This is a genomic window from Paenibacillus sp. MDMC362, assembly GCF_003269305.1.
Classification (GTDB): domain Bacteria; phylum Bacillota; class Bacilli; order Paenibacillales; family Paenibacillaceae; genus Paenibacillus_AQ.
Map to the genome: position 1 here is coordinate 121712 of NZ_QLYT01000034.1, position 14909 is coordinate 136620.

At 51.5% G+C, this 14909-nt stretch carries 16 protein-coding genes; 12 read left to right on the plus strand and 4 right to left on the minus strand.

Annotated features, from left to right (window positions below):
• Positions 1-56: 56 nt before the first annotated feature.
• Positions 57-395, minus strand: a complete 339-nt coding sequence (gene ymzB, locus DP091_RS17605) for a protein YmzB (RefSeq protein WP_258394601.1) — start codon at positions 393-395, stop codon at positions 57-59.
• A 192-nt stretch (positions 396-587) separates the two neighbouring features.
• On the opposite strand from ymzB, the gene DP091_RS17610 reads away from it, so the two are divergent.
• Complete coding sequence (locus DP091_RS17610) at positions 588-1499, plus strand: hypothetical protein (RefSeq protein WP_113059513.1); 912 nt, start codon at positions 588-590, stop codon at positions 1497-1499.
• Entirely contained in the window at positions 1496-2050 is a 555-nt protein-coding gene (locus DP091_RS17615) for a hypothetical protein (RefSeq protein WP_113059514.1), read from the plus strand. Before DP091_RS17610 ends, DP091_RS17615 begins: the two co-directional genes overlap by 4 nt.
• A gap of 49 nt (positions 2051-2099) precedes the next feature.
• Here DP091_RS17615 and DP091_RS17620 read toward each other — a convergent pair whose 3' ends face one another.
• Positions 2100-2279 (minus strand): hypothetical protein, encoded by a 180-nt coding sequence (locus DP091_RS17620; RefSeq protein WP_076325467.1) that lies wholly within the window; start codon positions 2277-2279, stop codon positions 2100-2102.
• A 123-nt stretch (positions 2280-2402) separates the two neighbouring features.
• On the opposite strand from DP091_RS17620, the gene DP091_RS17625 reads away from it, so the two are divergent.
• The 7 genes from DP091_RS17625 (at position 2403) to DP091_RS17655 (ending at position 9977) form a co-directional block, all read left to right on the plus strand.
• Positions 2403-3197, plus strand: coding sequence for a sulfite exporter TauE/SafE family protein (locus DP091_RS17625; protein WP_181469843.1), 795 nt, complete (start codon positions 2403-2405; stop codon positions 3195-3197).
• Positions 3198-3246: 49 nt separating this feature from the next.
• Positions 3247-4152, plus strand: a complete 906-nt coding sequence (locus DP091_RS17630; protein WP_113059515.1) for an aldo/keto reductase — start codon at positions 3247-3249, stop codon at positions 4150-4152.
• A 307-nt stretch (positions 4153-4459) separates the two neighbouring features.
• Entirely contained in the window at positions 4460-5329 is an 870-nt protein-coding gene (locus DP091_RS17635; protein ID WP_113059516.1) for an ABC transporter ATP-binding protein, read from the plus strand.
• Positions 5322-7523: an ABC transporter permease gene (locus DP091_RS17640; RefSeq protein ID WP_113059517.1), complete on the plus strand. Its 2202-nt coding sequence runs from the start codon at positions 5322-5324 to the stop codon at positions 7521-7523. The genes DP091_RS17635 and DP091_RS17640 overlap by 8 nt, the downstream gene beginning before the upstream one ends.
• Before the next feature lie 91 nt (positions 7524-7614).
• Positions 7615-8304, plus strand: a complete 690-nt coding sequence (locus DP091_RS17645) for an RNA polymerase sigma factor (protein ID WP_113059518.1) — start codon at positions 7615-7617, stop codon at positions 8302-8304.
• Positions 8285-9127 carry a hypothetical protein gene (locus tag DP091_RS17650; protein ID WP_071219647.1) on the plus strand — a complete coding sequence of 281 codons (843 nt, stop codon included), beginning with the start codon at positions 8285-8287 and terminating at the stop codon, positions 9125-9127. The genes DP091_RS17645 and DP091_RS17650 overlap by 20 nt, the downstream gene beginning before the upstream one ends.
• Positions 9120-9977, plus strand: a complete 858-nt coding sequence (locus tag DP091_RS17655) for an ATP-binding cassette domain-containing protein (protein WP_113059519.1) — start codon at positions 9120-9122, stop codon at positions 9975-9977. The genes DP091_RS17650 and DP091_RS17655 overlap by 8 nt, the downstream gene beginning before the upstream one ends.
• Before the next feature lie 75 nt (positions 9978-10052).
• On the opposite strand, the gene DP091_RS17660 is transcribed toward DP091_RS17655, so the two are convergent.
• A complete protein-coding gene (locus tag DP091_RS17660) occupies positions 10053-10310 on the minus strand; it encodes a DUF3949 domain-containing protein (protein WP_113059520.1) in 258 nt (85 codons plus the stop codon).
• Positions 10311-10546: 236 nt separating this feature from the next.
• Between DP091_RS17660 and DP091_RS17665 the strand changes: the two genes are divergently transcribed.
• Both DP091_RS17665 and DP091_RS17670 read left to right on the plus strand, forming a co-directional pair.
• Positions 10547-11356 carry an SDR family NAD(P)-dependent oxidoreductase gene (locus DP091_RS17665; protein WP_113059521.1) on the plus strand — a complete coding sequence of 270 codons (810 nt, stop codon included), beginning with the start codon at positions 10547-10549 and terminating at the stop codon, positions 11354-11356.
• A gap of 150 nt (positions 11357-11506) precedes the next feature.
• A complete protein-coding gene (locus DP091_RS17670; protein WP_113059522.1) occupies positions 11507-12799 on the plus strand; it encodes a homocysteine synthase in 1293 nt (430 codons plus the stop codon).
• A gap of 85 nt (positions 12800-12884) precedes the next feature.
• On the opposite strand, the gene DP091_RS17675 is transcribed toward DP091_RS17670, so the two are convergent.
• Positions 12885-13499 (minus strand): nucleotidyltransferase domain-containing protein, encoded by a 615-nt coding sequence (locus DP091_RS17675; RefSeq protein WP_113059523.1) that lies wholly within the window; start codon positions 13497-13499, stop codon positions 12885-12887.
• Between the two features lie 260 nt (positions 13500-13759).
• On the opposite strand from DP091_RS17675, the gene DP091_RS17680 reads away from it, so the two are divergent.
• Positions 13760-14869, plus strand: coding sequence for a PEP-utilizing enzyme, TIM barrel domain protein (locus tag DP091_RS17680; protein WP_113059524.1), 1110 nt, complete (start codon positions 13760-13762; stop codon positions 14867-14869).
• Positions 14870-14909 lie beyond the last annotated feature (40 nt).

The following is a 14909-nucleotide window of genomic DNA, read 5'->3' on the forward strand; positions in this document are numbered from 1 at the left end:
GAACCGTCAGAGCTCAACAACTCTGGCGGTTCTTGTTGTTTCATTCCGGCTGCTCTTTAGGTTGCGGTGATGGAATAGGTGCTCCGATCCGTAGTGAGCACCACTTGATGGTCCTGGATGTCCGCAGCCGTTAACCCGTCCAGTCCAATGACGAAGGCATCGCTTGGCAGCGGCGCTTCATGGCCTTCCGTGATGACAACGCCGGGGCCGTGCAGCAAGAGCGCATGGCGGTCTCCATAACCGTCGATGGACTGCTCTTGATGCTGCTGGTGTTCAATACGCTCCAGCTGTATTTTAATCTGATCCTGATCCTTCTCTTCTTGCTTGGATATGTGCAGAGTTTGATTGCTTTTGGATTGAAGCCAATGGGTGACCTCATCGATCGATGGATTCATTATGAACACCTTCCTTGATTTTAGGGTGGCTTCAAATAGTCTGTCCATGATGGCGTAACCTTATTTCAAATTCATGGGCTTCCTCCGTCAGAAGCCTACGAAAAATTAACGCTGATCAAGACCTCTTCATCTATTTACGTGTTAATATAGTTAAATAATATGGAACAATCGCATGATATATAAGGAGGGGCCATGAGCAAGAAGTGGTATTATGTTCTCGCCATCCTGTTCGTAACCTGCAGTTGGGTCGGGAATGTCTGGTATTATGAAGCCAACCAACTGGGAAGAACCGTATTCCTTGAGCATCATGTGGAAACAAGAGAAGGGGGAGGCCGCGTATTTGACTTGTATTACGTGGAGGACAAACGGGCGGACAAGACGTTAAGCTCCATCCGGATCGAAGGTTATCCCGAACAGATCGTAACCCCATACCCCAAATATGCAGAGTATCAGAGGCAATACTTAGGCAAAATGATGGTGAACTTAAATAAACCCGCCCCTGAGGAAGAAACGCGAGAAGAAGAACAGCTCAAGGAACCGGTTCTCGTTCGAGAGATTACCGCCTTATACTCCGATGGAACCTCGGAACAAGTGGATATCGGGGAAATTTACATATGGCCTGGCGTATATGCTCAGGAAGATCAAGATCCGGTATCGTGGACGTCCGGCGGATCCTCTTCCGATAACTCGGGTTACGAATCTGCCGTCGTGAAGCGGTCCCTTCAGTTAACGGCGTTCTCCTCTAAATTGCTGGATATCGCAAAAGAGGGGGATCTTCGAATCCATGCCGACATTTCCGGACTAATACCGGGTACTAGTTACCAGACGCAGCCTTCGGAAACGCACATCGAGTTAAGAGGAGAACCTATCGACGAGATTCAGCTTCCAGTGAAAATCAATCAAGGGGATTCCATTAGAATCAGCCATCAATTTGATATGCCATCGCTTGAAAAGCGTATGCAAGTATATCAGTTGATATTGAGAACCACCTATATGGAGGAAGGCGGGCGGCTATGGTATGGAGACACGCTGATTCCTTATCAACCAAGTCCGACGGAGCAAGAAATGACGGAATTTGTCCGGGAAAGCAGGAAGGGGTCATGAGGAGCGCTTGTTATCGCATCGTGTGGGGGCTGCTCTTTGTACTGGTCGACCTGAAGATCGAATTTGTGGATGTATTGCCGGACATGCTGGGATACCTGCTGATGGCTTCGGGATTATGGCGGCTTCAGGCGTTAAACGGCTATTTTAGGGCAGGCCATCTGTCAGCCTGGCTGCTGCTGATCTGGTCGGTTCTTTCATTATTCTGGTTTCCTGAGGTGGGGACAGGCAGCGTGCAATCGGTGAAGGGGCTGCTGATTCAACTGCCTGCCGTCTGCTTGCATATGGTATTGATTTTCGGAATCTGCCGAGGCATCCAAGCCAATTCCACAGACGCCGAATCCGGATTGGATCATAAGGCGCGCTTCCGGGGGCACTTGTTTATGGCCGCGCAGCTGTTATGGCTTATCGCCTATCCGTTCATCTTAAATCTGGATTCAGGCGATATGATCCCTGTGATTTTTGTATGCTCGATCGTTGTGCTGGCTGCCGAGATCGCGGTCCTGCTTCTCGTCAGGCTGGCCGGACGGGAATGGGCAGAGGGAACGGAATAAAGCACAAAAGACTTCTGACCGTAATTGCTAACATGAGTTTAAATCAAGTTTAACTGTTATCTTTGCTGGGATGATAAACAATCGTAACTCCCAACTGGTTATATGTTTCTTCGGTGTAGTGGTGATCCGGGCAATGCTTGATCGTGGCCATGTCTTCCTGCCTGGAAATCAGCTTCTGCTCGCAGTCAGGGCAGCGGTCCTGAAAAAGGAATTTTAGCTTATTCAACATGGTCACCATACACCTCCCTTATTTCCGATATAAATACTTGGGTTTATTATAAATCAACAACGGGGCACATTCAATAGCAATGTGCGCCGTTACGATATTAAATTGAATTGGAGATCGATCACCTTGATAGTGCAGCTTGTAGTCATGATCTTTATAGGTATCATCGGTTCTTTTTTCTCAGGACTGCTGGGAATTGGGGGAGCGATCATTAACTTTCCCTTGCTGCTATACGTTCCTTCCTGGTTTGGACTGGAGGCCTTTACCTCCAAGGAAGTGGCGTCCATCAGCATGCTGCAGGTATTTTTCGCCTCATTGTCAGGCATGATCACCAACCGGATGAGTTCGCGCGGCGGTGAGTCGTACTTTCACAAGCCATTGGTCATTCAGATGGGGATCAGCACCCTGGTTGGCAGTCTGATCGGGAGTCTTTCCTCGATGCTGATGACCAGCGGTACGATTAACGTGATCTACGGTTTTCTGGCCGTTATTGCCGTGTTATTGATGATTGTGCCGACCCGGGCAACCATGGAAAACAGGTCGGTTAGCGAGGTGACTTATCATTCAGGGATTGCGATGGGAGCCGCCTTTATCGTCGGCGGTATTGCTGGGATTGTCGGCGCTGGAGGCGCCTTTATCTTGATCCCCATCATGCTGACGATCCTTAAGATCCCGACGCGGATCACCATCGCATCATCACTCGCGATCGTCTTTCTGTCCGCGGTCGGAGGCGTTATCGGCAAAATTGCCTCGGGCGACATTCCGATCTGGCCGTCCTTGTTGGCGGTTGCGGGAAGCTTGATGGGTGCCCCCATCGGCGCCATCATCAGCCGCAAGATGAACGTCCGACTGCTGCGATACGCCTTGGCGCTTCTCATTGCGGTTACGGCCGTGAAGATCTGGATCGATATTTTAGGGTAAGTAAAGAAGTAGAACCTTATTCATTATAGGGAAGAGGAGGGGATCAAGCATGAGAACCAATCAGCTGGGATCTTCGGAATTGTATGTAAGCGAAATCGGGCTGGGCTGTATGTCACTGGGTACGGATGAGGGACAAGCCGTGAAGCTTATCCATGAAGCGCTGGACCGGGGCGTGAATTTTCTGGACACAGCGGATCTGTACGACGAAGGCCGTAACGAGGAACTGGTAGGCCAAGCGGTTCAAGGCCGGCGCGAGGATGTGATCATCGCTACCAAAGTCGGCAACCGTCGTGTACCGGGACAGGATGGCTGGGTATGGGATCCTTCCAAGGAATACATCAAATCCGCCGTTAAGGACAGCCTCCGCAGATTGGGTACGGATTATATCGATCTGTATCAGCTTCATGGGGGGACGTTAGATGATCCTATTGACGAGACGATTGAAGCTTTTGAAGAGCTGAAGTGGGAAGGGTGGATTCGATACTATGGCATTTCGTCCAACCGGCCGAACGTCATCCGCGAGTATGTCGCAAAATCCAATATCGTCAGCGTCATGAGCCAGTACAGCATTCTGGACCGGCGACCGGAGGAAGCGGTGCTCGATCTGCTTGCCGAGAACGGAATATCCGTCATTGCACGGGGACCCGTTGCCCGCGGCATCTTATCGGACCGTGGGCAAGCCAAAGCCGAGAAGGGCTATCTGGATTACAGCAAAAATGAGCTGCTTGATGTACTCAAGGAGCTTGAAGAGGTTGGCGGTGACAGGGATCTTTCCCATCTGGCTATTCGCTATGCTTTGGCCCATGCCGCAGTTGCCTGCACCATCCCTGGTGCAAGCTCGCTTGAACAGCTGCGGCATAACTTGGCGGCGGGGAAAAAGGAAGAGTTATCACCGCAGGACATCCAATCGATCCAGGCGATCAGTCGTGCCAACCAATATGAGGCCCATCGGTAACGATCGGTCAAATAAGCCTGTGAATGATCCATCCCGTTAATCTTTTGGGACATGAAATATTTACGGCCTGAAGGTTTACGGATGAACCCCGTCTATGCATGTTATAATAGCTGAATAAGAGCCTGACGTCAGGTGAATATAGATCATGCCCGCAATCCGCTTTAAGGATCACGGGCTTTTTTGTACCTTGTATATGAATTGGCGTCAAAAGATTGGAAATGCCAAACTTTTTAAGACTATGGTTCGTTCCAAGTAACGTAAACCGCGCGGCTTATGCCATAATCGTTAATGGTGAAAGGATTCTAGAATGATTACCATTGAGCATCTATCAAAAACCTATCGCAAGGGCGCTTGGGCGCTCTTGGATGTTTCTCTACAATTGGATAAAGGTATGACGGGTCTGCTAGGCCCCAACGGCGCCGGCAAAACGACGCTGATGCGCATTCTGGCAACCTTATTGACGCCGACCTCCGGGCAGGTAAGAGTGAACGGGATATCGATTGGACGGCCGGAGGAGATCCGGCAGATGATCGGGTATTTACCGCAGCATTTTCACATTTATCCGCAGCTGACCGGCCGGGATTATCTGGATTATGTGGCCGCTATGAAAGGGATCACGGAACGGAGTGCCAGGCAGAAGGAAATCTCCAGGCTGCTCGAGATGGTGAATCTCCAGGAAAAGGCTGATAAAAAAGTTCGAACTTATTCCGGGGGAATGAAGCAGCGGCTGGGTATTGCCCAAGCATTATTGGGATCGCCTGATATCTTGATCGTTGACGAACCGACATCCGGGCTGGATCCCCAGGAGCGTGTCAGGTTCCGGAATGTGTTAACCCGCTTTAGCATCGACCGGACGGTCCTGCTATCCACCCATATCGTCGCCGATATCGAGAGCAACTGCCGTCGTATCGCAGTCATGAACAATGGGAGATTGGCCATGAACGGCAGCCTGACGGAACTGCAGGCTTGCGGGAAGGGACAAGTATGGGAAGCGGTGATGAGCCCGGACGAATTTGCCTTGATTGATCCCATGTCCGTCGTGTCTACCCGAACCGTTCCGGAAGGCGTTCTCTGCCGGTTTATCGGCCAAGCGGCTCCGGTTGCAGGGGCGTTTCCCGCGGATCCGACCCTGGAGGATGGGTATCTGAGCCTGCTGCGGAGGGATCGCCATGCATAAATGGTGGAGGCATAGTCTTCTTGAGCTTCGGCTTTTGTTCGGAAATCCTTTGTTTGCCTCGCTTCCGATCATCTATGCGATTCTGTTCATCATTATGATGCTGCAGGCGGCGAGCGGCAACGGGCCGAACCATAATCTGTACACGGCCGCTTATTCCTTCCACATGCTGGGTCATACGATGACCCTGGGTCCGGCTATGTTAATTGGCATCTTGTCCATTCGCCGGGATGTCCGCCGTCGATCCTTTGAATGGAATCACAGCTTGCCGGTGTCTTTCTTTACCTTGTTGTCGTCGAAATATGTGGTCAGTTTGTTGTACTTTTCCCTGTTTACGTTGTCGACTTCGGTTATATTCTATATCCTGTCGGTTAGCCAGGGAATCGCCGGTCATATTGCGATGATGCACACCATGCAATTTGCTGTACAGTATGAGGTTTCCTATATGGTGACACTCGCGCTTGCCATGCTTCTCGGGGCAAGCATTCCGAATCGGATCGTTTATTTGATTGGCTTCTGTGCATGGATGTTCGGAACGTTTTTCATGGAAATTTATATTATCAGCGAATTAAGATGGATGCCGGCCCAAGTGTTTCACCTCAACCAGTTCTTCCTTCAATCCAATCGGTTTGAATATGAGAATTGGGGGTACGATCTGTTTGGCGAAGATTTAATGAGTTCCCGGTGGTTCGTGCTTGCCTTCACGTTCCTGCTGCTAACGGTGTGTTTGTTCTTGTTAAACCGCAAGCGCCCCACGATGCTGCTGAAAGCGGGATGGCTCGCGGTGCTGGGGGCTGTCGTATTGACGGCAGCTGCAGCGGTACCTTACGGCACGCTATGGGCGGAACGATATGCCCAAATGGATGCGAAGCTTGAAGACCCCACGGTTTCTTATATCGATGATCCTGAAGATGGATCCTTTTATCATGTTTCTTCTTATGATATCAAGCTGAAGCGGCTGCCAAACGATGAACTTCGCGTGATGGCGAAGCTAACGATACCCGCCTCCGAAATATCGGGTATGAGGCAGCTTCCGTTAACCCTGAACCGGATGTTCAAGCTTGAGCGTGTCCAACTTCAAGGTATTGACGCTCCTTATCGCAGACAGGGAGATCGGCTATCGGTAAGGATGGTCGGCGATTCCAAGAGAGGCGACATTCAAGTCGAGCTGGAATATAGAGGCAAGGTCATGGATTTTATGTCCGGGTATTCCCGTGAGGAATTTTCGGTTTACAGTGTGGGACCCGAAGTTAAACTGGATGGATTTATCGCGTGGTATCCGCTTCCGGGCCATCAGCATGTATATTTAAAGAGTGACAACGAAGACCGTCCTCCGAAATATGTTTATTTGGGCTGGGAATTCGGCCGGATGCGTTATTCTTTCGGTGAGATGAAGTTGGAGGTGGAAGGTTATCCGGTTCCCTTGTATACGGGGATGCAGGAGCTGGAACGGAGGCCCGGCTACCAGCGGTTTGAGGATAGGGCGATCGAGCAGAACATCTCCCTGTATGGAGGTCGGTTCTGGAAGGAGATCCGCCGGAATGATCTCCCGATTACCATCGTGACGACGCCATATATGGAGAAGGCATCCGCGTTGATGCTGCGGGATATGCAAAAAAAGTATGACTATTTCTCCAAGTGGGTACCCTCGTTCAACAGCAACGTCGACAAGATCTTATATTTGGGTCAAGGTTTTGATTATCCCCGGGTGGACCATCGTCTGATTCTGTCCTCGAACCAATACACATATAACTACTCGAACTTGTCGGGCGAATGGATGAACTCGATTCTGTTTGGCAACCAGGATGGGCTTAATTATTATTTTGAACATCCGGAACGAGATGTGCGCGGAAAGATCAGCAGTCTTTTCTGGTATGTGTATTATGTGGAAGAGAAAGGGCTTAGCGATAAACAGCTGAGATCCGCTTACGGAAATCTCCGGTCGGTACAGCAACTATTATTCAAGAATGGGGACGGCGATGATCCTCAAAACATAATAGGGATAAGTATGGCTCAGCAAGTCAGAAGGGCGTTGGAGGAAGGCAGAGGGGATCAGGTCAAAGAGCTGCTGGTTCATTTTTACCAGCAAGGGCTGATGCTCCCGAGCACCGAACGGAAGTCGTTCTTAAATCCGGAGAGCCCGATTACGTACAAAGAGTGGCAGCAGAAATGGGATGCCATGTTGAATGTCAAATAATGACGACTATGCACATGCACACGGTCGGTTATAATTGAGAAATAGATATAATGGGAAGATTAGAATGCACATAGAAAGGGGGGGAAGGCGCATGATTTCCGATCAGCAGCTGTCCGAACGCATGGCTGCCGGCGACCAGGAAGCTTTTGAAATGCTGGTAACGAGGTACCATGGTCCGCTGCTCAGTTATACGACCCAAAGGCTGGCCGACAGGCAAAAAGCCCAGGATATCGTTCAAGAAACGTTTATCCGGCTCATACGGCATCTGAAGCAGCACGGCACGCTGGAACATGTTCGCTCCTGGCTTTATCGCGTCGCTCTGAATATGTGCAAGGATTATTGGAAAAGCGCATCCTACAGGTCTGAAGGGCTGGCGGGTGAGGAGATGCCGGATGCATACGACCCTGCACCCGGCGCGGAGGAGCTCGTGGAAAGGCAGGAAACCTCGCTGGAGATTGCAGCATCGCTGGAGAGCCTGCCCGATATACAACAGGAAGTCATATCTCTTCGATTCTTTCATGATCTGAAGCTGCAGGAAATCGCCGACCTGGTCGACCTCCCCTTAAGTACGGTGAAAACGCATTTATATAACGGCTTGAGAAAGCTGAAGAAAACATTGTCCATGGAGCATTCCGATTTGGTTCCCGTTCATCCGTCCCGAAGGACGCGGGAGACGAGTCCCCAGGAACAGGTAAGGAACCGCTCCAAGTCGGAAGAGCCGGATTCGCAGAGCAAAGTAAAAGAAAGTGAGGTGTATCTCCATGGATCATCCATTCGATAATGAATTGAGAAGACTCGAAGACGAGCTTCGCGGCCCGCTTAGACGCGCTGCTCTTCCATCGCCGTCACCGGATGAGACGGCGCAGCTCATTGCGTCTCTTCAGGGAGAGTTCAATCAGCTCAGGATTGAGCCCGAGTCCCCCAAGCTGGATTTTAATCCGCAGGTCGACCCGCCCTCATTAAAACAGATTCTCCGGAGCCAGATCCGATTGAATCAAAGATCCATTCTGCTCACGGCAGGCGCGGTATTCTGCATGTTGGTTCTGCTGATCGATCCGGAGTATCCATTGGATCAGTTTGCCGGATTGCCCGGCGGCATTTTTCCGTTGATTACCCCGCTGCTGCTGATTGTTTCAATGCTGTTCAGCAGCCGAACCTGGGATAAAGGGATGCGGGCCGTGGAGACCCTGACCCCATACCCGCCGGCTCTTGTGTTGTATACCCGCCTGCTGCTTGTGACCGGTATCGTCATCGGAATGGCCTTGCTGAGTACCCTCGCGCTCGGGCTGCGATCCATCCAGGCGGAAACCTCCCGCTTTTTATTCGGGCCCTTTATCCTGGAGTGGATGGGGATTCTGCTGGTGACGGGTGGTGCTGCGATGTATATGCTGTTTCGCAAAGGCATGGTCGTCTCACTGATCTCGGCCGTTCTGGTCTACGGCATGTGGATCGTGATTCAAGGACAAATCGTGGATCACGGCGTTTCGATGAGCGGCAAAATGATGACGGACATGGCATTGCTTGTTATCGGAGTGATTCTGCTCGTCTCTTCCTACGGACGCAGCTTGAAGCTGAACGGAGCCTGGAGAATGGCCAATGATTAGGCTGGAAGGACTGGAACGACAGGCGGGTACGTACCGGCTTGAAATCGACAAAGCGGAGATTCAATCCGGCCTGAACCTTATCGTCGGGGCGAACGGCGCCGGGAAAACCACCCTGATCGAACTGCTGACCACGCTGCAGGCACCCGATGCAGGCGAGATCCTGTACAGCGGGCGCAGGGCAGGGGATCATTTGCCGCTAATCCGCAGCCAAATCGGTTATGTCCCGGCGGATATCGAGCTGTATGGAGATATGAAGGTCGGCAAGCTGCTGACCTATATGGCAGAATTAAAGGGGGTCTATAACCCGGAGGCCATTGACAGGCTGATGGCGGACTTTCGGCTGGAGCCCTTCCGCAAGAGCAAGGTCAAGAATTTGTCGCAAGGGGTGCAGCGGCGCATTGCCGTCGTACAGGCGCTGCTGGCTTCTCCTTCTTTTCTATTCCTCGATGAGCCGTTAAACGGTATGGACGCCGAGGAACGCAAATTCCTTATCACATACCTGACTAAGTACGCCAGGGGCCGAATGGTGATCGTGGCCGCCCACGAGCTGAACGAATGGGAGGAGGCGGCCGATACCGTGATATGGATACACCGCGGTCGCATCCGGTATATCGGTTCACCGACCCAGTGGAAGCTGAATGTGGCATCCAGCGTCTGGGAAGGCGAGATCGATCTGGAAGCCTTCGAGCGGATACCGCAAGAGCTGCTGATTCATTTTCAAATGACGGAACAGCACATGAGAGTAAGGCTGATGGGGAAAAAGCAGCCGGGTCCCGAATTTGTGGAGAAGGCGCCTACGCTGGAGGATACCTTTTTCCTACATATGAACGCCTTAGCCAGACGCGGCTGAGTATAGCTTGGATCATGAAAAATCATCGCCATCATTCGGGCGATGATTTTTGCGTTTTCATCCGTTTAAAGCCGCCTACTTGGTCATTTTTCCGCTCTTATGCCTCCAATTATAAATCAACGAAGCAACCATGGTGGAAGGCCAAAACCATCCTTGCGTATTGTAATGGAGCTGTTCCTCTTGAAATGACATGTTGTTGTAATACGTTTCCTGATCAACCCCCTGCCTCCGGGGATCTTTCTTTAACGCTGCAATATACCGGTACTGTACGGGGATCATGATCAGGAATGCGGCGACCAGAACGCTCGCAATAATCCACATCGCAGAACTCATTCGTACACGCTCCTTTGGTTTATCGTATATGGAAAGCCATATTAATATACACTACGTATAAAACTCGGCATGGATTCAAATATTTACCATATGAACGCCCGTCATGCCGACTTTATCTATCGAAAGCCAATCATCCGTTTCAGAACAGGGTAAGGAAGGGTAGGCACGGTGCGCGTATTCGCTGAACAGCGGCGTAATTGTGGCATGAATGGATGATGGAGAAGGGAGCGAGTTGAATGGGAACCGTAAGTAATCAAGGAATGGAGAAGGTGGCTTTGGTAACGGGTGCAGGCGCCGGAATCGGACGAGGGATTGCCAAGGTTCTGGCTGAAAAAGGATATCGGCTGGCGATGACCTACAATTCGAGCAAAGAAGGAATCGTGGATGTAGCTGAGGACATCGGCCATACCTACGGCAAAGAGCCGCTTATTATTCAGAGCGATTTGACCGTTCGAAGTGAAGCGGAGAATACGATACGAAAGACGATAGAGGAGCTTGGCCGGATCGATCTGTTGGTGAACAATGCGGGGATGGGCCTATATGACGAGCTGACAGAGATTGAAGAGGACGCGCTGGACATGACGGTTCACCTCGATTTTCGAGCGCCGATGCTGCTCAGCAAATATGCGGTTCGGGAGATGATCGCCCAAGGAATTCCGGGCAATATCATCTTCATCACGTCCTCCCGGGGAGAGAGAGCCTATCCCAAGGACAGCATTTACGGCGGCATGAAGGCAGCGCTTATACGTGCCGCACAATCGCTGGCGCTCGAGTGGGCTCCGCATGGCATCCGCGTAAACTGCGTGGCACCGGGTGCAACCGTTCACAAGCCGGACCAATCGGCAGAGGACGAGCCGCTGGGAAGGCTCGGAACGCCGTCGGACATCGGGGAAGCGATTGCCTGGCTCTGCTCGGATGCGGCATCCTATATTACCGGCATTAACCTCCGAATAGACGGCGGTTTAATCTTGCCGGGCATGCCGGAGGATACGTCCCCGGAAGCCGGATATGGATGGGGCAGAGTGTATAAGGAGGACGAGGAGTAAGGGTGACTTCCGAGTGTATGCAGAATAAATTATAATATTCCGATAAATTTAGTGGGTTATCTCTCTTTTCAAACGAGAGAAAGTATGAGAGAATGGGAGAAATTATGAAATCATCATACTTTCCATATGAAGAAAAGGGAGGAAACACCCATGTCAGAAGAACGCCAATTTTCCATTGAAACCTTAGCGGTTCATGCCGGTCAGGAGCTTGACCCGACCACATTATCCCGCGCTGTCCCTCTGTATCAGACGACTTCCTACGGGTTCAAAGACAGCGAGCATGCGGCGAATCTGTTTGCGCTTAAAGAATTCGGCAACATCTACACGCGTATTATGAACCCGACCACGGATGTGTTTGAGAAGCGGATTGCAGCGCTCGAGGGCGGTGCCGGCGCACTGGCGACATCTTCCGGGCAGGCAGCCATCACCTTCTCCATTCTGAACATTGCGGGCGCAGGCGATGAAATTGTTTCTTCCTCGAGTTTGTATGGCGGTACTTATAATTTATTTTCCAATACGCTCGCGAAGCTGGGGATCAAGGTGCATTTCGTGGATTCCACGGATCCTGAGAATTTCCGCAAAGCGATCAATGACAAGACGAAGGCCGTGTTTGCCGAAACGATCGGCAATCCGCAGGGGAATGTGCTGGATGTGGAAGCCGTTGCGGCCATCGCGCACGAGAGCGGCATTCCGCTTATCGTCGACAATACTTTCCCTAGTCCGTATCTGCTGCGCCCGATTGAATATGGAGCGGATATCGTCGTTCATTCCGCGACCAAATTCATCGGCGGCCACGGGACCTCCATCGGCGGGGTCATTGTCGATAGCGGTAAATTCGACTGGACGGCTAATGACAAGTTCCCGGGATTGACGCAGCCGGATCCAAGCTATCATGGCGTCGTCTATACAGAGGCAGTAGGCCCGATCGCTTATATTATCAAAGCGCGCGTGCAGCTGCTGCGGGATATCGGCGCATCGCTGTCCCCGTTCAATTCCTGGCTGCTGCTGCAAGGGCTGGAAACGCTGCATCTCCGGGTGGAGCGCCATAGCGAGAATGCGCTGAAGGTTGCCAAGTACTTGGAGAGTCACGAAGCGGTAGAATGGGTGAGCTATGCAGGGCTGCCGAGTCACCCTTCGCATGAGCTGGCGAAGAAGTACCTGCCGAAGGGACAAGGCGCTATCCTGACCTTCGGTATCAAAGGCGGGGCAGCGGCAGGTCAGAAGGTGATCGAGAATGTGAAGCTGTTCTCCCACTTGGCCAACGTCGGGGATTCCAAGTCGCTTATCATTCATCCGGCCAGCACGACGCATCAGCAGCTGACGGAAGACGAGCAGCTTTCGGCGGGCGTCAATCCGGAACTGCTGCGTCTGTCGATCGGGACCGAGTCTATCGATGATATCTTGTACGATCTGGGTCAAGCCATCGCGGCAAGTCAGGAGTAAAGGCTGACTGATGGATTTCAAATAAAACTCAGAGCACTTTCCTGTATATGGAGGAAGGTGCTCCTTTTATGTTGTCGCAAGGCCGCTAAGAGGTTGTATCAATGCTGTCGAGCCATGGATGACCCGATGGAAACTGCGTCCGCAGCGCTTGGGCAAGCCACCCTGCAGCCTGTCGATCGAGGAAGGGCAGGACCTTCCTGAAATCCCGTTCGTCTTTTTCACGGATGTTCTTGCTTCCTCCTTTATACAGGAGCTGTATCTCCGGTTTCAGATAGGGAATTCCTTGGTCTGTTATTAAGGATATATCTTGGAGCGGTCTTCGGATGCACGGTTCTCTGCGATAAACCCAGCTGTCCACTTCGACCTCCACCAACATGATCTGGAATGAGAATGGGGCTTCCTCATTCCGGCTTACCCATACATCGCCAACCGAGTGCAAATATTCGCCTTCCTCCCAGAGGGATAAGGTTCCTTGATCCGCTTTGTACAGCGTCCATTCTTTGGCTAATGCTGCGTAAATGGCGGCCTGCTCTTCGCGCAGGATCAGGATATCGATATCGCCGTGTTCCCTGGTCTGCTCCTCCAAATATAAATCCAATGCCCAACCTCCGGCGATGTACCAACGAGCAGGGATTTCAGCAAAAATTCCGGCGGCTTCCGATACGCTGATTGGTTCCCAATGGTCATAATCGGTTCTCATGTTCTACGCTCCTTTTTTCCGGGATGGATTCATTCCTCCATTGTATAGGTTTTATCCAGTCCTTGAAATGAGGATAAACAGATAGCATCCGCACCCTCGCGCAGTTATCCGGTATAAGGAGAGCAGGGTGCTTGGTTTGTTCCGTCTTGTTATTTTTCAGCCGGTGTTTATTCCGTGGGCTGTATATTTCCAATTGTTTCATAATAATCTGTAAGGAGGCGTTTATCCAATTCAAGGTGAAAGGGAGTAGAAGGATAACCATGACGGAAAGGCAATGGGGAGCACGCAGCGAATTGGGAGAGCGTCGATTTGAAGATCAAGAGTTCATCGGAGTTGAAGAGATTACGGCAAACGAGATTTCTCCCGAGACGGATCTGCTGAAGCATTTTGCAATGGCAGGAGGAGTCACCCATGAGGAGGTATTGCTGTTATTGGCATCGCCTGACGATATTGAAGAAGCCCTCAGGGTTTCCGGGATTCGTCATAACGGCACGGACAGACCTTCCTTGACCCGACTGCTGGGGTGGAGTGACAGGAACCGAAGACTGAAAGTCATGAGCCGATCCGCAGACCCTGAATCCATAACACGAGATATCAGTCAAGGTGCTCAGGGAATCGGGCTGATACGCGGGGAGGATGCTGTGGAGCATGGCCTGCTGCAGGAGGTTTACACGGCGTGGTTGAATTCGCGGAGCGCAGAGAAGAGCGCCCTGTTGAGGCGGAGACTCATCATGCTGTGGAAGACCTATTGGGTGTCGGTGTTTCAGGCGGCGGCTGGAGCTAGGTGTGCGGTCAGCTTGCTGCACGATGCCCGGCTTTTCAACACCATGGAGTTGCGTGAAGCGCAGGATGCTCAGCTGGAGTCCTTGTTCCGGGCTATGGAGCAGTGCAGCGAGGAAGGCGTAGATTGCCAATTAGAGCTCCTGGCTGTACGTCCGGCACACGCGGATGACTTCATATCGATCCATAATTTTATCGAAGAAGTGGCAGAGCAGACCCTTATGGATCAAAGACGTTTTGTGCGTATTCGTTACGGGGCGCTTCTCAGAGAAGGGATGAATCCAGCAACGGCAGCGGAAATTGCCCGTTTGGCCGATGTGATTGTATTCGATTCGGAGGGGACGGAGAATTCCGGTTCGTCGGATGAGGCAGGACACAGGGTCACGGCTTTCTCCGAGATGATCCATCGAATTAAGCGAACGAAGCCGCAATTAACGCTCCGGATCAATGGGGTGGCTACCACGGATTTGCGGATGGTTTACCGACAGGGCATACACGAGGTGTGCTGTCAGTCCTCAGAGATTGCAGCCATTCGAATAACCGGTGCGAGGCTGGAGATGCGCCGCAGATGTTCTATGATTGTCGAGTAATGGAATGTGAGCGCTTTACAAAATAGGTGATGGATTAATA